Here is a 23,824-nt window from a genome sequence, read left to right as displayed (position 1 = left end):
TATCAAGCGGGGTCCGATTGCCTCTTACGCGGGGCGTGCGGGCGCTCTACCCTGATCACGACTTCCTAGTTACTCGCCAGTTAAGCAAGCAGGATCGCAGCACGCAGACGCAGACAGCAGCAAGCACCACCGCCGCAGGCCCGGAGGATGTCGTGAGCGACACACAGACCATGATCGATAACCGTCCGCCCTCCGTGGCGACCCTCTTCGTCGACCGGGTGGCGGCCACCCCGGACGGGGAGGCGTACCGCTACCCCGTGCCCGCGGCCGGCGGCGAGGGCCCCGACGAGTGGAAGTCGCTCAGCTGGGCGCAGGCCGCCGAGCGGGTGTACGCCGTGGCCGCCGGGCTGATCGCGCTCGGCGTGAACCCGGAGGAGCGCGTCGCTCTCGCCTCGTCCACCCGGGTCGAGTGGATCCTCGTCGACCTCGGCGTCATGTGCGCGGGCGCCGCGACGACCACGGTCTACCCCTCCACCAACGCCGAGGAGTCGGCGTTCATCCTCGCCGACTCCGAGAGCCGGGTCCTGATCGCCGAGGACGCCGGCCAGCTGGCCAAGGCCCGCGAACGCCGCGCCGAGCTCCCGCACCTGGCCCACGTCGTGGTCATCGACGCGGAGGGCGCCGGACCGGCCGAGGGCGACCCCGAGGGCTGGGTGCTCACCCTGGCCGAGCTGGAGGCCCTGGGCGCCGAGCACCTGGCGAAGAACCCGGAGGCGGTCCGCGAGCGCGTCGACGCCATCACCTCCGAACAGCTGGCGACCCTCATCTACACCTCGGGCACCACCGGCCGCCCCAAGGGCGTACGGCTGCCGCACGACAACTGGTCGTACATGGCCAAGGCCACCGTCTCCACCGGCCTGATCACCAAGGACGACGTCCAGTACCTCTGGCTGCCGCTCGCCCACGTCTTCGGCAAGGTCCTCACCTCCGGGCAGATCGAGGTCGGCCACGTCACCGCCGTCGACGGCCGCGTGGACAAGATCATCGAGAACCTGCCGGTCGTCCAGCCGACCTACATGGCCGCCGTGCCGCGCATCTTCGAGAAGGTCTACAACGGGGTCGCGGCCAAGGCGCGCGCGGGCGGCGCCGCCAAGTACAAGATCTTCCAGTGGGCGGCCGGCGTCTCCCGCGAATACGCCAGGGTCTCCCAGGACAACTTCCGGCGCACCGGCAAGGCGTCCGTGCCCTTCGCGCTCGGCAGCAAGCACAAGGTCGCCGACGCACTGGTCTTCGCCAAGATCCGCGAGGCGTTCGGCGGCCGGCTCCGCGCCTGCGTCTCCGGCTCCGCCGCGCTCGCCCCCGACATCGGGCTCTTCTTCTCCGGCGCCGGCATCCACATCCTGGAGGGCTACGGCCTCACCGAGTCGAGCGCCGCCTCCTTCGTCAACCCGGGCGAGAGCTATCGCACCGGCACGGTCGGCAAACCGCTGCCCGGCACCGAGGTGCGGATCGCCGACGACGGCGAGATCCTGCTGCGCGGCCCCGGCATCATGCAGGGCTACCAGGGGCTGCCGGACAAGACCGCCGAGGTGCTGGAGGCCGACGGCTGGTTCCACACCGGCGACATCGGCGAGCTCTCCGTGGACGGCTACCTCCGGATCACCGACCGCAAGAAGGACCTGATCAAGACGTCGGGCGGCAAGTACATCGCGCCCGCCGAGGTCGAGGGCCAGTTCAAGGCCGTGTGCCCGTTCGTCTCCAACATCCTCGTGCACGGCGCGGACCGTAACTTCTGCACCGCGCTGATCGCGCTGGACGAGCCCACCATCCTCGGCTGGGCCGCCGAGAACGGCATGGCGGGCACGTCGTACGCGGACGTCGTGGCCTCCCCGAAGACCGTCGAGCTGATCGACGGCTACGTCAAGCGCCTCAACGAGGGCCTTCAGCGCTGGCAGACCATCAAGAAGTTCCGGCTGCTCCCGCGCGACCTCGACATCGAGCACGGCGAGGTCACGCCCAGCCTCAAGCTCAAGCGGCCGGTCGTGGAGCGCGCGTACAAGGATTTGATCGAGGAGATGTACGCGGGCTCCCGCGAAGCCTGACCGGCGCCCGCCGTACCTCCGTACGCCCCCCGAAAGCCCCCCGCGTGCTCCGGCGCGGGGGGCTGGCGCGTTCTCGCCGCAACATCGTGACCACCCACTTCGGTAACTCGGCGCGTATGTGAAGGGCCGATCTGTCACTCTGTCCGTGTCGTCAGCGGCGCACCACGGAGAAACAGGCAGAGCGAGAACAGGTCAGGAGCCGCCCTGTGGGGTCCATTCCCTTGCAGCGGGACATCGTGCAGCGTCCCGGAACCACCGCCGCCACAGGCACACAGCCGGTCGCCCGGACCAGCCTGCCCGGCAACCTCCTCGCGCCCGCCGCGGCCCGGCGGTTCGTCACCGCCGCGCTGGACGAGTGGACCGGGCTCGGGCTGCCCGCCGCGGTCGGGTTCAGCGAGCGGCTGTCCGACGACGCGGCGATGATCGTCAGCGAGCTGGTGACCAACGCCGTCGTCCACGCGGGCACCGCGGTCGAACTGCTCTTCCGGCTGGAGGAGGCCACCGAGGACGAGGAGGCCGCACTGGTCCTGGAGGTCGCCGACCACCACCCCGGCCGCACCGTCCGCGGCGACCACGCCCACAGCGCCGAGCACGTGGGCGAGCCGGCCGACTACGGGCGCGGCCTGGACATCGTCGCCGCCCTCGCCGAGCGGTGGGGCATCACCTACCGCACCGGCACGAAGACCGTCTGGGCCCGGCTCCCCGTGGACGACTGGAACCCGTTCCCCGAGGGGCGCGGCGAGACCGGGCTCGACCGCGGGCTGCGCGCCGCCGAACTGCTCGCCCCCACCGCCCGGCGCCCCGCCCGCGACGACGGGGACTGGGCCGGGCGCGGCGCGCTCTCCTTCCTCGCCGAGGCGTCCGACCTGCTGGCCGGGCAGCTGGACGAGGACATCGTGGCGGCCCTCGCCGGGCAGTTACTCGTCCCCCGCCTCGCCGACTGGTGCGCGATCTGGCTGGAGCCCGAGAGCGGCGGCCCCGCGGCCGTCCCCCGCCTCGCCAAGGTCTGGCACGTGGACGAGGAGCGGATCGGGACGCTGCGCGCCCTGCTGGAGGGCGACCCGCTCCGGCTGCCCGAGCGCGTCGGCACCGGTGCCGTCTCCATGCCGTGGCCCGGCAGCGCGGAGGACGGCGAACCGCCGGACGAGGAGGAGGGCGTCGCCTTCGCCTACCGGATCACCTCGGGCGGCCGCACCCTCGGAGCCGTACTCCTGGGCCGCGAGTCCACCGACCGCCTGCCCGACGAGCTGACGGCCCTCGTCGAGGACTTCGTGCGCCGGGTCGGCCTCGCGGTCGGCGCCGCCCGCGCCTACACCCGCCAGGCCACCATCAGCCGCATCCTCCAGCGCGGGCTGCTGCCCAGCAAGGTCGCCCGGATACCGGGTGTGGCCAGCTCCCTCGTCTACGAACCGAGCGACGACGGCGTCGTCGGCGGTGACTTCTACGACATCTTCCCGTGCCCCGGCGACCGCTGGTGCTTCGTCCTCGGCGACGTCCAGGGCAGCGGCCCGGAGGCCGCCGTCGTCACCGGTCTGGCCCGCCCCTGGCTGCGGCTGCTGGCCCGCGAGGGCTTCCAGGCCGACGAGGTGCTGGTCCGCCTCAACCGGCTGCTCCTGGACGACGCCATGGAGGCCGCCGAGGCCGCCGCGCTCATGGTCGCCGCCGCCGGCGGCCAGCACTCCGCGGACAACGGCGGACAGTCCCGCTTCCTGTCCCTGCTGTACGGGGAGCTGGTGCCGCTGCCCGGCGGCGGCGCGCGCTGCACCCTGGCCAGCGCCGGGCATCCGCTGCCGCTGCTGCTGCGCCCGGACGGCACCGTGCGGCCCGCCGCCGAGCCGCAGCTGCTGCTCGGACTGATGGACGACGCCGTCTACGGGACCCAGAGCTTCGACCTGGCGCCCGGTGACAGCCTGCTCTGCGTCACCGACGGGGTCACGGAGCGGCGCTCGGGCGGCGTGATGTTCGACGACGGGGACGGGCTGGCCAAGGCGCTGTCGGGGTGCGCGGGGCTGAGCGCGGAGGAGATCGCGGAGCGCATCAAGCACGCCGTGCACGACTTCGCCGAGCGCCCGCCGGACGACGACCTGGCGCTGCTGGTGCTCCAGGCCGAGTAGCTCCGGTCCGGGGCGTGGCGTCCGTTCGCCGGGCGGCGCGCGACAATGGGCGGTATGCCTTCCGTACTGCCCGATGGTGAACCCGTGCCCGACGACGGGGCGCTGCCCCGCCACGCCCTGGAAGGCGCAGCCGGCCGCCCGCTCGGCTTCTACCTGCACGTGCCGTACTGCGCGACCCGCTGCGGCTACTGCGACTTCAACACCTACACGGCGACCGAGCTGCGCGGTTCCGGCGGCGCGCTGGCCTCCCGCGACAACTACGCCTCCCACCTCGTCGGTGAGATCCGCCAGGCCCGCAAGGTCCTCGGCGACGACCCGCGTCCGGTGCGTACCGTCTTCGTCGGCGGCGGCACACCGACCCTGCTCGCCGCGGCCGACCTGGTCCGGATGCTGGCGTCGGTCCGCGAGGAGTTCGGGCTCGCGGACGACGCCGAGATCACCACCGAGGCCAACCCGGAGTCCGTCGGCCCCGCCTACCTGGCCGAGCTGCGCGAGGGCGGCTTCAACCGGATCTCCTTCGGCATGCAGAGCGCCCGGCAGCACGTCCTGAAGATCCTCGACCGCACCCACACCCCGGGCAGGCCCGAGGCGTGCGTGGCCGAGGCGCGTGCGGCCGGCTTCGAGCACATCAACCTGGACCTGATCTACGGCACCCCCGGCGAGTCCGACGACGACTGGCGCGCCTCCCTGGACGCGGCGATCGGCGCCGGGCCCGATCACGTCTCCGCGTACGCGCTGATCGTGGAGGAGGGCACCGGCCTCGCGCGCCGCATCAAGCGCGGCGAGATCCCGATGACCGACGACGACACGCACGCCGACCGCTACCTCATCGCCGACGAGGCGATGGCCGCGGCCGGCTACTCCTGGTACGAGGTGTCGAACTGGGCCCGTACGCCCGAGGGCCGCTGCCTGCACAACGAGCTGTACTGGCGGGGTGCCGACTGGTGGGGCGCCGGGCCGGGCGCGCACAGCCACGTCGGGGGCGTGCGCTGGTGGAACGTGAAGCACCCCGGGGCGTACGCGCAGGCTCTCGCCGAGGGGCGTTCGCCGGGGGCAGGGCGCGAGATCCTGTCCGCCGAGGACCGCCGCGTCGAGCGCATCCTGCTGGAACTGCGGCTCGTGGACGGCTGCCCGCTCTCCCTGCTGGCCCCCGCGGGCCTCGCGGCGGCCCGCCGGGCGGTGGCGGACGGCCTCCTGGCACCGGCGCCCTTCGAGGACGGGCGGGCCGTGCTGACGCTGCGCGGGCGGCTGCTGGCCGACGCGGTGGTGCGCGACCTGGTGGACTGAGCGGGGCGCGCACCCGGGGGGCGTACGCGCATCAAGGTGTACGCCCCCGAGCACGTCCCGTACGCGTACCAAGGCGTATGCCCGCGAGCACGTCCGCGCATCAAGGCGTACGCCCCCGAGCACGTCCCGCTCACTTCAGCGGGCACCCCGCCGGTGTCAGCGCCCGCGCCCCCGCCGCCCGGCCGCAGATGATCCGGGCGCGGCTCCGGCCGTCCGGGTAGGTGATCTGCACGACGTCCAGACCATGGCCCGCCTGGGCCTCGTACGGGATGAAGCCGCGGAAGGTGACCGTCCCCGTGGGCATCTTCCGCAGATTCACCGCGTAGAGGTTCGCCCAGGTCTCCGCGGCGCTGTTCGCCGCGTCGCCGTGGCTCGCCGCGTCGTACAGCGCGGCCGTGGCGCTGTACGACATCACCGACTGGCCGCTCGCGAAGAGCGGGTCCTCGTACGGTTTCGACGCCGGCAGGCGGGGAAGCGTCGCACCCTCGGGCAGCAGCTTCCCCAGGGCCCGGTGCGACTCCTCGTAGAAGCCGTCGGCGCGGCCGCGGCTCATCGGCGCCAGGGCCGTGTGGTAGAGCGTGACGTTCTTCGTGGTGTCCGTGCTCGCGTCGAGCCGGGCCTTGGTGAGGTCGTCGCCCGTGAAGACGGTGATGGGGCGGCGCGAACAGCTGTGGGTGAGCCGGCTCATCAGGTTGGCGACGTCCTCGACCCGGCCCGCGAAGTACAGGGCGTCCGGCGCCGGGTCCGCGGCGCAGATCCGCTGGACCGGCCGGTCCAGGTCGGCGCTGCTGCGGCGGCCGAGGTCGTACTCCACCGGATCCGACAGCTCGAAGCCCGACTCCTCCAGCATCGCGCTGCCCGCCTTGCGCTGCTCCACCGTGTAGCGGTCCTTGTCGTTGTTGACGAGCTTGCGTGAGAGGACCAAGGCCTGCGGCTTGTGCTTGCCGGCCGCCCTCGCGGCCACCTGCTCGGCGACGAGGCCGAGGGCGTCGGCCTGCTCCCGGTCGGTGGCCGCCAGGCCGAAGTAGTTGGAGTAGTCCGTCGCCAGGTAGCCGCCGGAGTTGGTGGTGTCCACCACGGGCAGGCCCGCCTGCTGAAGGAGCGCGGTGGCCTCCGGGCTGTCGGTGGTGTCGCGGCCGAGCCCGACCACGCCGACGACCGAGGGGTCCCTTTCGGCCACCTCGATGATCTTCTTCACCGCGGGTATCTGCTGGAGCATGTCCTGCCCGCCGTTGGCGGTCAGCACCCGCAGCTTGACGGAGAAGTCCAGCGTGTTGGTGTGGTGCTGGTAGAGGTAGACGCCGGTCAGCTCCTCCAGGGCCTTGCGGGTGCGCTCCGGGGAGGGGGCGGTGAACGGCCCCGTGTAGATCAGCGTGACGTACTTGTCGCCCGGCTCGATCGAGGCGTTCTCCTCGGCCACCGCCCGCTCGATCCGGTCGAAGGTGACCCCCGCCCCCGCCCCGTCCAGCTCCAGGTCGTTGCCCTCCGCGAAGCGCACCCGGGTGGTCGTCGCCACGCCGACGCACTCCTTGTCCCCGCCGCCCGGACCGTCCAGCCGCACCGAGTCGGTGTCGACGTCCGTGAGGGGCCCGTGGCAGTAGCGGTTCGCCAGGTGGTTGCTCAGCAGCATGGTCCCCAGCAGCGCGGCGGCCATCAGGCAGGCGACCGTCGTCCGCGACATCACCCACCACACCCACGTCCTGCGCACCCGCTCCGTGGACAGCTGCGCGTGCGCGTGCTCATGGGTCAGCTGCGCCGTCGACAGCGGCAGCCGCAGCACCCAGGCGGGCGTGGCGGTGGCCGAGGGCGACTGGCCCACGCTGAGGTGGCCGACCCAGTCCTCGTACCGGGCCCGCGCCGCACCCGTGTGCGCGGGCGGCGGGTCGGGCGGCAGCGGCGGGGTGTGCCGCAGGATCTCGGCCGCCGGCAGGGAGGCCAGGAGCAGCAGCGGATCGACCTCGCTGCGCCGGGAGCGGACGTTGTTGACCGCGTTGATCAGCTGGACGCCGCCGTTGCTCTGGACGGCCCTCGGCAGGAAGACCACCGGCGGCACGGTCCGCTTGCCGCGCCGCCAGTCCGGCGCATGCGGCCGGTAGTTGTTGCGCAGGTCCTCCAGCAGCGCCTGGACCCGCAGCTCCAGGTGGAACTGGCGGGACCGCTCGTCGCCCGCCGCCGCGTCGGCCACCCGCCCGGCGACCACCGCCGCCCGCGCCCGGATCACCCGCCACGAACCGCTCGGGGAGAACCGGGACCAGCCGTCCGACGGATAGCCGGTACTGGCGGCGGCCAGCGACGAGGTGGTGGCGAACCACTTGCTGGCCCGGCGCAGCCACAGCAGGGGCGGCGCCGACGTCGACACCAGCCGGACCACCGCGAGCCCGAGGACCGCCCCCAGGGCCACCAGCACGGTCGGCAGCCAGCCGATCTCGCCGAGCAGCACACCCAGGACCGCGATGACCACGGCCCCCACGAACGTCTCCGGCCGCACCGACTCACGGAACGCGGTCCACCAGGTGCCCCGGCCGCGCCGCCCGGCCCGCCAGCGCAGCGCGCTCAGCTCCTCCAGGATCCGCTCGTCGCGCTGGTCCCGGGAGCAGCCCGGGTCCGGGTCCCGCAGCACGGCCTCGGTGGCCTGCTCGATGGCGCCGAGCAGCCGGGAACGGGGGAAGGCGAACGGCTTGTACTGCGACCCGCCCCGGGTCTCCCACGGCTTCTCGGTCAGCGTGCGGACCATGTCGAGCGCCGCGTCGTACGGGGTCTCGCCGCGCCCGTCGAGCAGTCGCAGGGGGACGCGGCGCGGCTGGTTGGCCCGGTGGACCTGGCGCACGATCTGCTCGACCCGGGCGTCCACGTCGGCCGGTACGTCGGCGTCGGCGGCCTGGAGGACCACCAGGGGCATCACGGGCCGGTTGTCGCGGTAGCCGTCGATGAGCTGCTGCACGAAGTGGAAGACGGCGGAGGCCGCCTCGTTCTCCGCCGTGTCCCGCCAAACCTCGCGTGCCATCGCCCCCGTCCTTCCCTCGCGAAAGAGCCTGGCCCCACTCAATAACCGATGATGTGTGCGAGGCGCAGGCATTCGTCCGGATCGGTGCCGGATCGACGGGAAGGACCGCCGGACATCAGTCCGGAAGGGTGACGAAATCGATCAATTCCTCGACCCGGCCAAGGAGTTCGGGCTGAAGGTCCCGATAGGAGCGGACCGAGGACAGGATGCGCCGCCAGGCCGCGCCGGTGTTCTCCGGCCAGCCCAGCGCCCGGCACACACCCGTCTTCCAGTCCTGCCCGCGCGGCACCACCGGCCATCCGGCGATCCCCACCGACGCGGGCTTCACGGCCTCCCACACGTCGATGTACGGGTGCCCGACCACCAGCACGTCGCCGTCCGACACCTGGGCCGCGATCCGGGACTCCTTGGAGCCGGGCACCAGATGGTCGACGAGCACCCCGAGGCGGGCGTCCGGCGCGGGCGAGAACTCCCGCACGATCGCCGGCAGGTCGTCGATGCCCTCCAGGTACTCCACGACCACGCCCTCGACGCGGAGGTCGTCCCCCCAGACCCGCTCGACCAGCTCCGCGTCGTGCCGTCCCTCCACATAGATCCGCCCGGCCCGCGCCACCCGCGCCCGCGCCCCGGGCACCGCCACCGAACCGGACGCCGTGCGCGTGGGCCGCACCGGCCCCCCGGCCGGCGGGCGCACCAGCGTGACGACCTTGCCCTCCAGCAGGAAGCCGCGCGGCGCCATCGGGAAGACCCGGCACCTGCCGAACCGGTCCTCCAGGGTCACCGTCGGCCCCTCGGCGGTCTTCTCGCACCGGATGACCGCGCCGCAGAATCCGGTGACCGCCTCCTCCACGACCAGGTCGGTCTCGGCGGGCACCTCCGGGGCGGGGGCGGACTTCTTCCACGGCGGGGTCAGATCGGGCTGGTAGCTGCGCATCGCACGACGATAAGCGGGGAAGACCCGCGACACGCCGAACCGGGAGGCGGTCCGGCCGTCCCCCTTCCCCGCACACGACGCGCCGAACCCCGAAGCCCTCTACGACACGCCGAACCGCCCGGCCAGCGCCTCCCGCTGGGCGCGGACGAACGCCGCGTCCACCACCGCCCCGTGCCCCGGCACGTACAGCGCGTCGTCCCCGCCCAGCTCCAGCAGCCGGTCCAGCGCCGCCGGCCAGCACGCCGGGCGGGCGTCCGGGCCCGCCTGGGGTTCGCCGGACTCCTCGACCAGGTCGCCGCAGAACACCAGGGCGGGGGAGCCCGGGACCAGCACCGCGAGGTCGTGGCCGCTGTGTGCCGCGCCCATGTTCACCAGGACCGCCTCCCGGCCGCCGCCCAGGTCCACCACCAGCTCCCCGCGCACCTCGTGGTCCGGGGCGACCAGCACGTCGAGGGACCCGGCCGCGTCCGCCTCGGGCAGGCCCTGGGCCACCGCGTCCGCGTACAGCTCGTCCGCGCCGCGCCGCAGCAGCTTCGCCGTGCCCTCGGAGCCGTACACCCGCGCACCGGCGAACGCCGCCGTACCCAGGACATGGTCGAAATGGGGATGGCTGAGTGCGATGTGCGTCACCCTCCGGCCCAGCAGTGCCTCTGCCTGGGTGCGCAGTTCCACACCCTCGCGCAGTGACGAGCCGGTGTCGCAGAGCAGCGCCCCGTCCGGACCGGCCACCAGCAGGGCCGTCGCGTCCCAGACGGGAAGGCGCCTGCGGCCCGTTCCGTGACCCAGCCGCTCCCATCCGAAGTCTTCCCAAGAAGCATCCACGCGGCGACGCTATCGGCAGCGACCTGCGCGATCGGGCGGCACGGTGGCCGGTCGCCCTTGCTAGGGCACCACCCCGTCGCCGTACACTGGCCGGGGATCACTGGCACTCGTACGCACCGAGTGCCAGGAGGAATCCCGGGAACGGCCCGGGACACCGACGTGGACAGCTGGAGGTGTGCGCGCGATGCTCAGCGAACGCAGACTCGAAGTGCTGCGCGCGATCGTCCAGGACTACGTCGGGACCGAGGAGCCCGTCGGCTCCAAGGCGCTCACCGAGCGGCACAAGCTGGGGGTGTCCCCGGCGACCGTCCGCAACGACATGGCGGTGCTGGAGGAGGAGGGCTTCATCGCCCAGCCCCACACCAGCGCCGGGCGCATCCCGACGGACAAGGGCTACCGGCTCTTCGTGGACAAGCTGGCGGGCGTCAAGCCCCTCTCGTCGCCGGAGCGCCGCGCCATCCAGAACTTCCTCGACGGCGCCGTCGACCTGGACGACGTCGTGGGCCGTACCGTACGGCTGCTCGCGCAGCTGACCCGGCAGGTCGCCGTCGTGCAGTACCCCTCGCTGACCCGTTCGACGGTGCGGCATGTGGAACTGCTGTCCCTGGCCCCGGCGCGGCTGATGCTCGTGCTCATCACGGACACCGGCCGGGTCGAACAGCGGCTGGTGGACTGCCCGGCGCCGTTCGGCGAGACCTCCCTCGCCGATCTTCGGGCCCGGCTCAACAGCCGGGTGGTGGGCCGCCGGTTCGCGGACGTCCCGCAGCTGGTGCAGGACCTGCCGGAATCCTTCGAGAGCGAGGACCGGGGAACCGTGTCCACCGTCCTCTCGATCCTGCTCGAAACCCTCGTCGAGGAGACGGAGGAGCGGCTGATGATCGGCGGCACCTCCAACCTCACCCGCTTCGGACACGACTTCCCGGTGATGATCCGGCCGGTGCTGGAGGCACTGGAGGAGCAGGTCGTGCTGCTGAAGCTGCTCGGCGAGGCCAAGGACTCGGGCATGACCGTACGCATCGGGCACGAGAACGCCCACGAGGGGCTCAACTCCACGTCCGTCGTCGCGGTCGGCTACGGTTCGGGCGACGAGGCAGTCGCCAAACTCGGCGTGGTCGGACCGACCCGCATGGACTACCCCGGAACGATGGGAGCGGTACGCGCAGTGGCACGTTACGTCGGACAGATCCTGGCGGAGTCGTAAGTGGCCACGGACTACTACGCCGTACTCGGCGTGCGCCGCGACGCTTCCCAGGACGAGATCAAGAAGGCATTCCGGAGGCTCGCCCGCGAGCTGCACCCGGACGTCAACCCCGATCCGAAGACCCAGGAGCGGTTCAAGGAGATCAACGCCGCTTACGAGGTCCTGTCGGACGCGCAGAAGAAGCAGGTCTACGACCTCGGCGGCGATCCGCTCTCGCAGTCCGGCGGCGCCGGCGCGGGCGGTTTCGGCCAGGGCGGCTTCGGCAACTTCTCCGACATCATGGACGCGTTCTTCGGTACGTCGTCGCAGCGCGGGCCCCGCTCGCGCACCCGGCGCGGCCAGGACGCCATGATCCGGCTGGAGATCGACCTCTCCGAGGCCGCCTTCGGGACCACCAAGGACATCCAGGTCGACACCGCCGTCGTCTGCACCACGTGCAGCGGCGAGGGCGCGGCCCCCGGCACCTCGGCGCAGACCTGTGACATGTGCCGCGGCCGCGGTGAGGTCTCCCAGGTCACCCGGTCCTTCCTCGGCCAGGTCATGACCTCCCGCCCCTGCCCGCAGTGCCAGGGCTTCGGTACGGTCGTGCCGACCCCGTGCCCGGAGTGCGCCGGCGACGGCCGCATCCGCTCGCGGCGCACGCTGACCGTGAAGATCCCCGCCGGTGTCGACAACGGCACCCGCATCCAGCTCGCGGGCGAGGGCGAGGTCGGTCCCGGCGGCGGCCCCGCCGGCGACCTCTACGTCGAGATCCACGAGCTGCCGCACGCGGTGTTCCAGCGCCGCGGCGACGACCTGCACTGCACGGTCACCATCCCCATGACGGCGGCGGCCCTCGGCACCAAGGTGCCGCTGGAGACGCTGGACGGCCTGGAGGAGGTCGACATCCGGCCGGGCACCCAGTCCGGCCAGTCCGTCCCGCTGCACGGGCGCGGCATCACCCACCTGCGGGGCGGGGGGCGCGGCGACCTCATCGTGCACGTCGAGGTGACCACCCCGATGAAGCTGGACCCCGAGCAGGAACGCCTCCTGCGCGAACTGGCCGAGCTGCGCGGCGAGGAGCGGCCCACCGGCCAGTTCCAGCCGGGCCAGCAGGGCCTGTTCTCCCGACTGAAGGACGCCTTCAACGGCCGCTGACGGACCGCGTGTTTGCGGTACGGGCTCGGCCTCCGGGTCCGTACCGCGCTGCGCTCGGACGCTGTCGCGGGGCGGGCATCACGGGACAGGAAGGACATGACACGATGCGGTCATGCCCTCCGCGCTGACCGCTCTGTGCCGGTACCCCATCGTGCAGGCCCCCATGGCCGGCGGTCCGTCCTGCCCGCAGCTCGCCGCCGCGGTCTCCGAGGCCGGCGGGCTCGGCTTCCTGGCCGCCGGCTACAAGACGGCGGACGCCCTGCGGGACGAGGTCCAGCAGGTGCGCGGCCTGACCGGGCAGCCCTTCGGCGTCAACCTGTTCATGCCGCAGTGCGAACCGGCGGACCCCGCCGCACTGGCGGACTACCGCCGCCGGCTCACGGGCGAGGCCACCGCTTACGAGACCGCGCTCGGTGACCCGGACGTCCCCGGCGACGACGGTTACGAGGACAAGCTCGCCGTCCTCCTCGCCGCCCCGGTCCCGGTCGTCTCCTTCACCTTCGGCTGCCCCTCGCGCGACACGCTCGACGCGTTCGCGGCCGCCGGGACGTACACCGTCGTCACGGTCACCTCGCCGGAGGAGGCCCAGGCTGCCGAGTGGGCGGGGGCCGACGCCGTCTGCGCCCAGGGCACCGAGGCGGGCGGCCACCGCTCCACGTTCCACGACGACCCGGTGACCGAGGACGGCGGGACGGGGCTGCTGAGCCTGGTCACCCAGGTCCGCGAGACCGTGCAGATACCGGTCGTCGCCGCCGGCGGCCTGATGCGCGGCGCCCAGATCGCCGCCGTCCTCGCGGCGGGCGCCGACGCCGCCCAGCTCGGCACGGCCTTCCTGGCCTGCCCGGAGTCCGGCGCCCACGTCCTGCACAAGCAGGCCCTGACCAACCCGCTGTTCGTCCGGACCACCTTGACCAGGGCGTTCTCCGGGCGCCCGGCACGCGGCCTGGTCAACCGCTTCGTGCGCGAGCACGGTCCGTACGCCCCCGCCGCCTACCCCCAGGTCCACCACATGACCTCCGTGCTGCGCAAGGCCGCCGCCCGCGTCGGGGACGCCCAGGGCATGGCGCTGTGGGCCGGGCAGGGGCACCGGATGGCCCGCGAGCTGCCCGCCGGCCGGCTGGTCCGGCTGCTCGCCGACGAACTGGACGCCGCACGGACGGCAGTGAGCACAAGGAGCGCGCAGTGACTGCACCCGTCTTCGTCGTCGACCACCTGCCGGACGCCCCCGAGTTCGTCCTCGACGGGCCCGAGGGGCGCCACGCCGTCTCCGTGAAGCGGCTGCGCACCGGCGAGGAGGTCGTCCTCACGGACGGCCGCGGCCGGTGGGCCCAGGGCGTCGTGCGCGCCGCCGAGGGCAAGGACCGGCTGGTCGTCGGCGACCTGGCCCAGGTCCACGAGGAGCCGCGCCCCGCGCTGCGGATCACCGTCGTCCAGGCCCTGCCCAAGGGGGACCGGGGCGAGGTCGCCGTGGAGACGATGACCGAGACCGGCGTCGACGCGGTCGTCCCGTGGCAGGCGGCGCGCTGCATCACCCAGTGGAAGGGCGACCGCGGCCTCAAGTCCCTGGCCAAATGGCGCGCCACGGCCCGGGAGGCCGGCAAGCAGTCGCGCCGGGTGCTGTTCCCCGACGTGGCGGACCTGGCCACCACCAAGCAGGTCGCCGGCCTGCTGGCCGCGGCGGACTTCGCGGCCGTCCTGCACGAGGACCGCGACTACCCGAGCGAGCCGCTGGCCACCGTCGCCCTGCCCGACGAGGGCGAGATCGTGCTGGTCGTCGGCCCCGAGGGCGGTGTGTCCCCGGACGAGCTGGCCGCGTTCGCCGCCGCCGGTGCCCGCACCTGCCGCCTCGGCCCCACGGTCCTGCGCACCTCGACGGCGGGCACCGCGGCGACGGCGCTGCTCCTGGGACGCACGGGGCGCTGGTCGTGAACCGTCCCCGATGGGGTGGTTGTGCCCGGAATCGGTCTACCGCGCCGTCACATGCGGTGGGAGGCTGCCCGTATGGGGACATCAAGGGCAGGGGGCCGTCGTGCGGCCCGTCGTTTTCCGGCCGCGCTCTGCCTCGCCGCGGCCGCCGTCGCCGGGCTCACCGCCTGTGAACCGGGCGACGCCACCGGCGCGTTGAACACCGCGTCCGTCGCCTTCACCACGGACCGGACCGCCACCCGCGCCCTGGAGCACGAAGGCGTCCGGGTGCGCTGGCTGACCTGCACGGCCTCGCTCGACGGAGGCGCCACCGGCTCGGCGGCGCCCTCCGCCGCGCGCCGGACGGCCGAGGTCCACTGCGACGGCCAGACGAAGTCCGGCGGCGACATCGCACTGGACGGGCAGGTGACCTACGCGGTCGAAGGCCGGTGCGTACGCGGCGACATGACCGCGAAGAGCGGTGGCCGCGCAGTCTTCCGGGCCACCCTGCTCGGCGACTGCACCGCCCCGGCCACGACCGCGCCGCCCGCCGGACCCCCGGGCCGGGGCGACGGTCCGACGGCCACCGTGACGGTGACGGTCACCGCGTACCCCGGCAAGTGAGTCCCGGGGCGGGGGAGTTGGCGGGCGCCGCCGGTTCGCGTGTGCCGGTGGCGGATCCGCACCGCACGACGTACTCCGGCCAACCCTGTGCCACCCGGCACGCCCGCGGCCTAGGGTGATCGTGTGACACAGCCTTCCTACCTCAGGTACCCCCATGTCCAAGGTGATGTGATCGCCTTCACCGCCGAGGACGACGTCTGGCTCGCCCCACTCGACGGCGGCCGGGCGTGGCGGGTCAGCGCAGACAACCGTCCCGTCACCCAGCCGCGCATATCTCCCGACGGCACCCTCGTCGCCTGGACGTCCACCCGCGACGGGGCGCCCGAGGTGCACATCGCCCCCGCCGACGGCGGGCCCTCCCGGCGGCTCACCCACTGGGGCGACGCCCGCACCACCGTGCGCGGCTGGACCCCCGAAGGCGACGTCCTGGTGACCAGCACCCAGGGCCAGGTCTCCCTGCGCCGCACCTGGGCCCGGGCCGTCCCGGTCGACGGCGGCCCCGCGCGGACCCTTCCGTACGGCCCCGTCGGCTCCCTCGCCTACGGGCCCGCCGGGCGCGTCCTGCTGCTCTCGGCCACCATGGGGCGTGAAGCCGCCGCCTGGAAGCGCTACCGGGGCGGCACCGCCGGCAAGCTCTGGATCGCGGCCGAGGACGACCCGCTCGAATTCGCCCGTCTCCACCAGGACCTCGACGGCAACATCGAGTGCCCGATGTGGGTGGGGGAGCGCATCGCGTTCCTCTCCGACCACGAGGGCACCGGCGCCCTCTACTCCTCGCTCCCCGACGGCGCGGACCTGCGCCGGCACACCCTCGTCGACGGCTTCTACGCCCGGCAGGCCACCACCGACGGCACCCGGGTCGCCTACGCCTCGGCCGGCGAACTGTGGCTCCTGGACAGCCTGGAGAGCGACGAGCCCCGCCGCGTCGAGGTCCGGCTCGGCGGCCAGCGCGCCGACCTCCAGCCCTACCCGCTGCACGCCGACAGCCACCTGACCAGCGCGTCGCCCGACCGCACCGGCCGCGGCAGCGCGGTCCTGTCGCGGGGCGCCGTCCACTGGGTCACCCACCGCGAGGGCCCCGCCCGCGCGCTCGCCGCCGAGCCGGGCGTACGGGCCAGGCTGCCGCGCACCTTCCAGGCCGACGGGGACCAGCACGTCGTCTGGGTCACCGACGCCGAGGGCGACGACGCGCTGGAGATCGCCCCCGCCACCGGCACCGCCCCCGGCGCCGCGCCCCGCCGCCTCGCGGCCGGCCGGCTGGGCCGCGTCCTGGACCTCGCCCCGGCCCCCGACGGCAGCCGGTTCGCGGTCGCCGCGCACGACGGGCGGGTGCTGATCGTCGAGCGGGAGAGCGGCGAGATCCACGAGGTGGACCGCAGCGAGAACGGCGATGCCTCCGGCCTCGCCTGGTCGCCCGACTCCGCCTGGCTTGCCTGGTCGCACCCCGGCCCCGAGCCGCTCAGCCAGCTCAAGCTGGCCCACATCGCCGACCTCTCGGTCTCCGAAGCGACCCCGCTGCGGTTCCGGGACTTCGCACCCGCCTTCACCGCCGACGGAAAGCACCTGGCCTTCCTCTCCGAGCGCGCCTTCGACCCCGTTTACGACGCCCACGTCTTCGACATGGCGTTCATCGGCTCCTGCCGGCCGCATCTGCTCACCCTCGCGGCGACCACGCCTTCCCCGTTCGGGCCGCAGCTGCACGGCCGGCCCACGGAGAAGGAGAAGGGCGGCGACGGCGAGGACAACCCCACCGCGCTCCCCATCACCCGCATCGACCTGGACGGCCTCGCCGACCGGATCGTGCCCCTTCCCGTCGAGGCCGCCGTCTACTCCTCGCTGCGCACCGCGCGCGACGGGCTGCTCTGGCTGCGCCACCCGCTCACCGGGGTCCTCGGCACCAGCGGTGCCGGTCCGGACGCCCGCCGGCCGGACACCGTCCTGGAGCGGTACGACCTGGAGAAGCTGCGCTGCGAGGAGCTGTCCTCGGACGTCAGCCGTTTCGCGGTCAGCGGTGACGGGAAGCGGCTGGCGGTCGTCAGCCACGGCAAGCTGTCCGTCGTCCCCTCCGACAGCCGGGTGCCCGCGGGCGACGACGACCACGACGACGCCGTGACCGTCGACCTCTCCCGCATCCGCCGCACCCTCGACCCGGCCGCCGAGTGGCGCCAGATGTACGACGAGGCCGGGCGCGTCATGCGGGACAACTTCTGGCGCCCCGACATGGGCGGCGTCGACTGGGCCGGGGTCCTCGACCGCTACCGCCCGGTCCTGGAGCGCGTCGCCACCCACGACGACCTCATGGACCTGCTCTGGGAGGTCCAGGGCGAGCTGGGCACCTCGCACGCCTACGTCACCCCGCCCGGCGGGTGGCGCGACGACGCGGCCCGGCAGGGGCTGCTCGGGGCGGACCTCTCGCGCGCGCAGGACGGCAGCTGGCGCGTCGACCGCGTGCTGCCCTCCGAGACGTCGGACCCGGCGGCCCGCTCGCCGCTCGCCGCGCCGGGCGTGGCGGTCCGGGCGGGGGACGCGATCGTGGCCGTCGACGGACACCCCGTCGACCCGCTCACCGGCCCCGCGCCGCTGCTCACCGGCTCGGCCGGGAAGCCCGTCGAGCTGACGGTCTCGCCGGCGGACGGGGGCGACCGGCGCCACGTCGTCGTCGTGCCCGTCGCCGACGAGGAGGCCCTGCGCTACCACGCGTGGGTCGCCGACCGGCGGGCCTACGTGCACGAGCGGTCCGGGGGGCGCATCGGCTACCTCCACGTCCCCGACATGGTCGGCGGCGGCTGGGCCCAGATCCACCGCGACCTGCGCACCGAGATGGCGCGCGAGGGCCTGGTCGTGGACGTCCGGGAGAACCGGGGCGGCCACACCTCGCAGCTCGTCGTGGAGAAGCTGGCCCGCCGCATCGTCGGCTGGGACCTGCCGCGCGGCATGCGCCCCACGAGCTACCCGGGCAACGCGCCGCGGGGGCCGGTGGTGGCCGTGGCGAACGAGTTCTCCGGGTCGGACGGCGACATCGTGAACGCGGCGATCAAGGCGCTGAAGATCGGGCCGGTGGTCGGGGTCCGGACGTGGGGCGGCGTCGTCGGCATCGACAGCCGGTACCGGCTGGTCGACGGGACGCTGGTCACGCAGCCGAAGTACGCGTTCTGGCTGGAGGGGTACGGGTGGGGCGTCGAGAACCACGGCGTCGACCCGGACGTGGAGGTCGTGATGACGCCGCGCGATCACGCCGAAGGGCGTGATCCGCAGCTGGACGAGGCGATCCGGATCGCCCTGGAGTCGCTGGAGCGGGCGCCGGCGAAGGTGGCGCCCGAGCTGCCGGGGCTCCCGGAGTGAGCTGACCGGGGTGGGGGCGGGTGCGCCTGCGGCGGGCCTGTTCCCCACCCCGCCCCTTCCCGAACCCGGGACTCCGCCCCCGGACCCCGCTCCTCAATCGCCGGCGGGGCTGCATTTCGCTCCTGCCGCCGCGCATCTGCGACGACAGCGGCGAGATCAAGCCCCTCCGGCGATTGAGGAGCGGGGGTACGGGGGCAGAGCCCCCGAAGGGCGTCGGGCCCGGGGCCGCCCGGATAGGCTGGCCCGCAACGGATCACCCGAGGCCCAAGGAGCGCGTAAGCGAATGGCAGGAGAACCGCAGCCCGACTGCCTGTTCTGCAAGATCGTCGCGGGGGAGATCCCGGCCACGCTCGTCCGCGAGACCGGCACCACCGTCGCGTTCCGCGACATCAACCCCCAGGCCCCCACCCACGTACTCGTCATCCCGCGCCTGCACTACCCGGACGCCGCATCGCTCGCCGCAGCCGAACCGCAGGTGCTCGCCGACGTGCTGGGCGAGGCGGGCCAGGTCGCCGCCGACGAGAAGATCGACGGGACCGGGTACCGCGTCGTGTTCAACACCGGTGCCGGCGCCGGCCAGACCGTGTTCCACGCGCACGCGCACGTCCTGGGCGGCCGGGGTCTGGAATGGCCCCCCGGGTAATGTCCGCCCGTGAACTCGTCGTGCTCGGGACCGCCAGCCAGGTCCCGACGCGGCACCGGAACCACAACGGCTATCTGCTGCGCTGGGACGGCGAGGGCATCCTCTTCGACCCCGGCGAGGGCACCCAGCGCCAGATGCTGCGGGCCGGAGTCGCCGCGCACGACATCAACCGGATCTGCGTCACGCACTTCCACGGCGACCACTCGCTGGGCCTGGCCGGGGTGATCCAGCGGATCAACCTCGACCGGGTCCCGCACCCGGTGACCGCCCACTACCCGGCGAGCGGGCAGCGCTTCTTCGACCGGCTGCGGTACGCGACCGCCTACCGCGAGACCGTGAAGCTGACCGAGGCCCCGGTCGCCGCCGACGGACCGCTGGCCACCACCGCCGCGTACACGCTCGACGGCCACCGGCTCTCGCACCCCGTCGAGTCGTACGGCTACCGGCTCACCGAGCCGGACGGGCGGCGGATGCTGCCCGCGAAGCTCGCCGAGCACGGCATCCGGGGGCCGGACGTCGGACGCGTCCAGCGCGAGGGCCGCCTCGGCGGGATCACGCTCGCCGACGTGTCCGAGCCCAGGCGCGGACAGCGGTTCGCGTTCATCATGGACACCAGGCTCTGCGACGGCGTGTACGCCCTCGCCGAGGGCTGCGACCTGCTGGTCATCGAGTCGACGTTCCTCGACGCCGACCGGACGCTGGCCGCCGACCACGGCCACCTGACCGCCTCCCAGGCGGCCCGGGTCGCCCGGGAGGCCGGCGTACGGCACCTCGTCCTGACGCACTTCTCGCAGCGCTATCCGGAACCGGAGGCGTTCGAGGCCGAGGCCAGGGCGGCCGGTTACGAGGGCGAGCTGACCGTCGCCCAGGACCTGATGCGCGTACCCGTCCCCAGCCGGCACGCGTAGCACTACGCACCACCCCCACACGATTGAGATCACCGTGCACCTCCCCAAAGCCGAACTCCACCTCCACATCGAGGGAACCCTCGAACCGGAACTGGCCTTCGCGCTCGCCGCGCGCAACGGCGTGACCCTGCCCCACGCGGACACCGAGGCCCTGCGCACCGCGTACCTCTTCGAGGACCTCCAGAGCTTCCTGGACCTCTACTACGCGCTGATGGCCGTGCTGCGGACCGAGGACGACTTCGCCGAACTCGCCGACGCCTACCTCACCCGCGCCGCCGCCCAGGGCGTCCGCCACGCAGAGATCTTCTTCGACCCGCAGGCCCACACCGCGCGCGGCGTGCCCATCGGCACCGTGATCGAGGGCCTGGGGCGGGCGCTGGAGCGCAGCGAGGAGAAGCACGGCGTCTCCACCCAGCTGATCATGTGCTTCCTGCGCGACCAGTCCGCCGCATCGGCCCTGGAGACCCTGGAGGCCGCCCGGCCGCACCTGCACCGGATCAGCGCCGTCGGCCTGGACTCCGCCGAGGTCGGCCACCCGCCCGTGAAGTTCCGCGAGGTGTACGAACGGGCCGGGGAGCTCGGCCTGCGCAAGGTCGCCCACGCGGGCGAGGAAGGCCCGCCCTCCTACATCCGCGAGGCGCTCGACGTGCTGGGCGTGGAGCGGATCGACCACGGGCTGCGCTGCATGGAGGACCCGGACCTGGTGAAGCGGCTGGTCGCCGAGCGCGTCCCGCTCACGCTGTGCCCGCTGTCCAACGTACGGCTGCGCGCGGTCGACACCCTGGAGCAGCACCCGCTGCCCGCGATGCTGGAGGCCGGGCTGCTCTGCACGGTCAACTCCGACGACCCCGCCTACTTCGGCGGGTACGTCGGAGACACCTTCCACGCGGTCCACGAAGCGCTCGGCCTGGACCGTGAGCAGCTGCGCACCCTGGCCCGCAACTCCTTCGAGGCGGCCTTCCTCGACCAAGACGAGGAGCGCAGGGCGCGCTACCTGTCCGAGGTCGAGGCGTACGTGTTCGACTGACCGCCCTCCGGGCCGGCCGTGCGGAACGCGCTCCTGCCGAGGCGCCTGCGGCGCAGGGCCGGGATGCTGATCTCCGTGACGGCCTGCTCGGGCGCGCCCACCTTGGGCACCGCGCCCGGCACCGCACCCGTGGTGACGGCGAGCAGGGCCGCGGGCGCTCCGCCCCGGCGGCGTACCGAACCGGGCACCAGCGGACGGCCGCCGATGTGCAGGGCGACCGCGGTCACCGGGAGCGCTATCAGCAGGGTCGTCGCGCCCAGGATCAGACCCATCCCCGTGAACCCGGCCTCCTCCGACAGCACACTGCCGAGCACCGGTCCGCAGGCGACGCCCACGGACGAGGCGGAGCCCGCGAGGACCGCCCAGCGGCCGCGTACGTCGAGGGAGGCGGCCAGACCGATCAGATACGACAGGACCACCGGATAGACGGTGTTCCACAGGATCTCGCCGGTCGCGAAGGAGCCGAGGCTCCCGGCGGACGAGCTGAGCACGATGCTCCCCGCGATGACGGCCGTGCCCACACCGATCGGGACCGCGCGCCCCAGCTTCGAGCCCAGCACCCCGGCGCCCATCACACCGAGCAGCCCGGCGCCGAGCGCGGCGGCGAACACGGCGCCGATCGTCACCTCGGACAGCCCGACCTGGTCCACGCCGATCCGGCTGCTGACGCCCCACAGCGCGTTCTGCGCCATCGACCAGACGAGCATGCCGCCTGCGAGGACCAGTCCGGAGCGGCGGTGCGGCAGCCGGCCCGCCGAGGGGGCGGCCGGGCCGGCCGCGGCCGAGCCGCCGAGCCGGGAGGTGGCCGGCCAGACCAGGAGCGCGACCAGGGCGATCGAGGCGAACGGCAGCCGGTGGCCGCCGCCCAGGTGCGGGACCGTCAGGTACAGGGCGCCCGCGGTCGCCGAGACGCTCAGCAGGCCGAGCGACGAGGTGCGGTGCGGGTCGCTCTGGGCGGCGATGCCCGCCGCCGCGACGGCGGTCGCCGTACCGGAGCCGAAGCCGCCGACCACCGCGCCCGCGACCACCAGCGGCACGGTGCCGGCCAGCGCCGCGCAGCCGTACCCCACCACGCACAGGACCAGTCCCACGCGTGCCGGTCTGCACGGCCCGTACGTCTCCACGCGTCCCGCCAGGGAGAAGCCCGCGGAGGCGGAGCTGAGCAGCAGCGCGCTGCCGACGAGCCCGGCCTGGGCCGTGCTGAGGCCCAGATAGACGGAGAGCCGTCCCACGATGGTGGGGAGGAGATAGGCGGCGAGGTAGCCGGCGGTGAACACGGCGACCAGGGGCCACGCGGCGCGAGGGCGCGAGGACATGGGCGTTCCTGAGGACATGCCGAGAAGAGGCAGAAGGGAGGGGGGAAATACGAGAAATCGGCGCTTCCGTCGGGTACGTCTCCAACGGTGCTCGCGGGCCAATTTGTATCAAGTGCTCCCGGGCCACCGAAAGCCGGTGTTAAGTGATCTGAGTCACTTTTGTGTTTACGGGGTTCACGGATGGGTATTCGCGGATGTTTACGCAGGTCAGGGACCGTGAACACACGCACGGCGCGCACTCGTCCATCACCGCCGCGTATCGGGCACACTGGCCGCAACCGCCACGACCGGGGAGTGCAAGGTGAGCGCTGACATTCCGCAGATCGACCCGCTGGACGGGCTGCGCGCCCCGCAGGACCCCGACTGCGACGTCTTCCTCACCGGCACGGTCTTCCTGGACATCATCTTCACCGGCCTGGACAGCGCCCCCGTGCGGGGCACCGAGTCCTGGGCGCGCGGCATGGGTTCCAGCCCCGGCGGCGTCGCCAACATGGCCACCGCGCTGGCCCGCCTGGGCCTGCGCACCTCGCTGGCCGCCGCGTTCGGCGACGACCACTACGGCGAGTACTGCTGGGACGCGCTCGAACAGGGCGAGGGCATCGACCTCTCCCGGTCGCACACGGTCCGCGGCTGGCACTCCCCGGTGACCGTCTCCATGGCGTACGAAGGCGAGCGGACGATGGTCTCGCACGGCCACGAGGCCCCGTCGCTCCCCACCACCGCCTCGCCCGAGGCCCCCGCGTTCCCCCGCTGCCCGCCCAGGGCGCGGGCCGCCGTCACCTCGCTGGTGCCAGGACGCACCGAACCCTGGGTCGCCGAGGCCGCCCGCCGGGGGGCCCTGATCTTCGGGGACGTCGGCTGGGACGAGACCGGGCGCTGGGACCTGGACGCCCTGAGCGGCCTGGAACACTGCCACGCCTTCCTGCCCAACGCCGAGGAGGCGATGCGCTACACCCGCACCGACTGCCCCCGGGCCGCCGCGCACGCCCTCGCCGAACGCGTACCGCTCGCCGTCGTCACCCTGGGCTCCGAGGGCGCCTACGCGGTCGACGCCGCCACCGGCACGGCCGCCGAGGTCCCGGCCATCGAGGTCGAGGCACTGGACCCGACCGGCGCCGGCGACGTCTTCGTGGCCGGCTTCGTCACCGGCACCCTGGCCGGCTGGCCCCTCGCCGACCGCCTCGCCTTCGCCGGGCTGACCGCGGCCCTCTCCGTCCAGGAGTTCGGCGGCTCGCTCTCGGCCCCCGGCTGGGCGGAGATCGCCGCCTGGTGGCAGCAGGTGCGCACCTGCGCCGGGCAGGACCCGGCCGCGCTGCGGCGCTACGCCTTCCTGGACGACCTGCTGCCGGCCGCCGCCCGGCCCTGGCCGCTGCGCCGGGCCCTGCCCACGATCGGCTTCCGCGCGTAACCTCCCCGGCTTCGTACCGCCCGGTAAAACCTCTGGTGTTGTCGGTGCGGAGTCGTAGGCTTGAGGAACACGAGGTTTTCGAGCAGCGAGAACCCTGCAACGGGAGGTAT

17 protein-coding genes are annotated in these 23,824 nt (G+C 73.5%); 13 read left to right on the top strand and 4 right to left on the bottom strand.

Annotated elements, in window-relative coordinates:
• Positions 1–152 precede the first annotated feature (152 nt).
• The 3 genes from ACLQ2N_RS08065 to hemW all read left to right on the top strand — a co-directional run bounded on the left by ACLQ2N_RS08065 (position 153) and on the right by hemW (position 5,443).
• Positions 153–2,042 (top strand): AMP-dependent synthetase/ligase, encoded by a 1,890-nt coding sequence (locus ACLQ2N_RS08065; RefSeq protein WP_425810532.1) that lies wholly within the window; start codon positions 153–155, stop codon positions 2,040–2,042.
• A 221-nt stretch (positions 2,043–2,263) separates the two neighbouring features.
• Complete coding sequence (locus ACLQ2N_RS08060) at positions 2,264–4,156, top strand: SpoIIE family protein phosphatase (RefSeq protein ID WP_425811312.1); 1,893 nt, start codon at positions 2,264–2,266, stop codon at positions 4,154–4,156.
• Positions 4,157–4,210: 54 nt separating this feature from the next.
• Positions 4,211–5,443 carry a radical SAM family heme chaperone HemW gene (hemW, locus tag ACLQ2N_RS08055; protein ID WP_425810530.1) on the top strand — a complete coding sequence of 411 codons (1,233 nt, stop codon included), beginning with the start codon at positions 4,211–4,213 and terminating at the stop codon, positions 5,441–5,443.
• Between the two features lie 130 nt (positions 5,444–5,573).
• On the opposite strand, the gene ACLQ2N_RS08050 is transcribed toward hemW, so the two are convergent.
• The 3 genes from ACLQ2N_RS08050 to ACLQ2N_RS08040 form a co-directional block, all read right to left on the bottom strand.
• Positions 5,574–8,447 (bottom strand): hypothetical protein, encoded by a 2,874-nt coding sequence (locus tag ACLQ2N_RS08050; protein ID WP_425810528.1) that lies wholly within the window; start codon positions 8,445–8,447, stop codon positions 5,574–5,576.
• A gap of 115 nt (positions 8,448–8,562) precedes the next feature.
• On the bottom strand, positions 8,563–9,381 hold the full coding sequence (locus ACLQ2N_RS08045; RefSeq protein WP_425810527.1) for a DUF3097 domain-containing protein: 819 nt from the start codon (positions 9,379–9,381) through the stop codon (positions 8,563–8,565).
• Positions 9,382–9,480: 99 nt separating this feature from the next.
• Entirely contained in the window at positions 9,481–10,203 is a 723-nt protein-coding gene (locus tag ACLQ2N_RS08040) for an MBL fold metallo-hydrolase (protein WP_425810525.1), read from the bottom strand.
• Between the two features lie 184 nt (positions 10,204–10,387).
• Here ACLQ2N_RS08040 and hrcA point away from each other — a divergent pair, with 184 nt between their 5' ends.
• The 9 genes from hrcA (at position 10,388) to ACLQ2N_RS07995 (ending at position 20,990) form a co-directional block, all read left to right on the top strand.
• The gene (gene hrcA / locus ACLQ2N_RS08035; RefSeq protein ID WP_018103247.1) at positions 10,388–11,404 is read left to right on the top strand and encodes a heat-inducible transcriptional repressor HrcA; all 1,017 of its coding nucleotides are present in this window, start codon (positions 10,388–10,390) and stop codon (positions 11,402–11,404) included.
• Positions 11,405–12,541: a molecular chaperone DnaJ gene (dnaJ, locus tag ACLQ2N_RS08030; protein ID WP_425810523.1), complete on the top strand. Its 1,137-nt coding sequence runs from the start codon at positions 11,405–11,407 to the stop codon at positions 12,539–12,541. It abuts the gene before it with no gap.
• Between the two features lie 112 nt (positions 12,542–12,653).
• A complete protein-coding gene (locus tag ACLQ2N_RS08025) occupies positions 12,654–13,727 on the top strand; it encodes a nitronate monooxygenase (RefSeq protein WP_425810521.1) in 1,074 nt (357 codons plus the stop codon).
• Positions 13,724–14,470: a 16S rRNA (uracil(1498)-N(3))-methyltransferase gene (locus tag ACLQ2N_RS08020; protein ID WP_425810519.1), complete on the top strand. Its 747-nt coding sequence runs from the start codon at positions 13,724–13,726 to the stop codon at positions 14,468–14,470. Before ACLQ2N_RS08025 ends, ACLQ2N_RS08020 begins: the two co-directional genes overlap by 4 nt.
• A 72-nt stretch (positions 14,471–14,542) precedes the next feature.
• Positions 14,543–15,070, top strand: a complete 528-nt coding sequence (locus ACLQ2N_RS08015; RefSeq protein WP_425810518.1) for a hypothetical protein — start codon at positions 14,543–14,545, stop codon at positions 15,068–15,070.
• Between the two features lie 123 nt (positions 15,071–15,193).
• Entirely contained in the window at positions 15,194–18,412 is a 3,219-nt protein-coding gene (locus ACLQ2N_RS08010) for a S41 family peptidase (RefSeq protein WP_425810516.1), read from the top strand.
• A gap of 283 nt (positions 18,413–18,695) precedes the next feature.
• Positions 18,696–19,055 (top strand): histidine triad nucleotide-binding protein, encoded by a 360-nt coding sequence (locus ACLQ2N_RS08005; RefSeq protein WP_425810514.1) that lies wholly within the window; start codon positions 18,696–18,698, stop codon positions 19,053–19,055.
• On the top strand, positions 19,055–19,963 hold the full coding sequence (locus ACLQ2N_RS08000; RefSeq protein WP_425810512.1) for a ribonuclease Z: 909 nt from the start codon (positions 19,055–19,057) through the stop codon (positions 19,961–19,963). The genes ACLQ2N_RS08005 and ACLQ2N_RS08000 overlap by 1 nt, the downstream gene beginning before the upstream one ends.
• 34 nt (positions 19,964–19,997) lie before the next feature.
• The gene (locus ACLQ2N_RS07995; RefSeq protein WP_425810511.1) at positions 19,998–20,990 is read left to right on the top strand and encodes an adenosine deaminase; all 993 of its coding nucleotides are present in this window, start codon (positions 19,998–20,000) and stop codon (positions 20,988–20,990) included.
• Here the strand turns inward: ACLQ2N_RS07995 and ACLQ2N_RS07990 are convergent.
• On the bottom strand, positions 20,954–22,306 hold the full coding sequence (locus ACLQ2N_RS07990) for an MFS transporter (RefSeq protein WP_425810509.1): 1,353 nt from the start codon (positions 22,304–22,306) through the stop codon (positions 20,954–20,956). The genes ACLQ2N_RS07995 and ACLQ2N_RS07990 overlap by 37 nt on opposite strands.
• Positions 22,307–22,607: 301 nt before the next feature.
• Between ACLQ2N_RS07990 and ACLQ2N_RS07985 the strand changes: the two genes are divergently transcribed.
• A complete protein-coding gene (locus ACLQ2N_RS07985; protein WP_425810507.1) occupies positions 22,608–23,714 on the top strand; it encodes a PfkB family carbohydrate kinase in 1,107 nt (368 codons plus the stop codon).
• Positions 23,715–23,824 lie beyond the last annotated feature (110 nt).

Source organism: Streptomyces sp. DT224, assembly GCF_049844595.1.
Lineage (GTDB): Bacteria > Actinomycetota > Actinomycetes > Streptomycetales > Streptomycetaceae > Streptomyces.
Note: the sequence above shows the minus strand (reverse complement) of the source record. Positions and strands in the feature narration are given on the sequence as shown.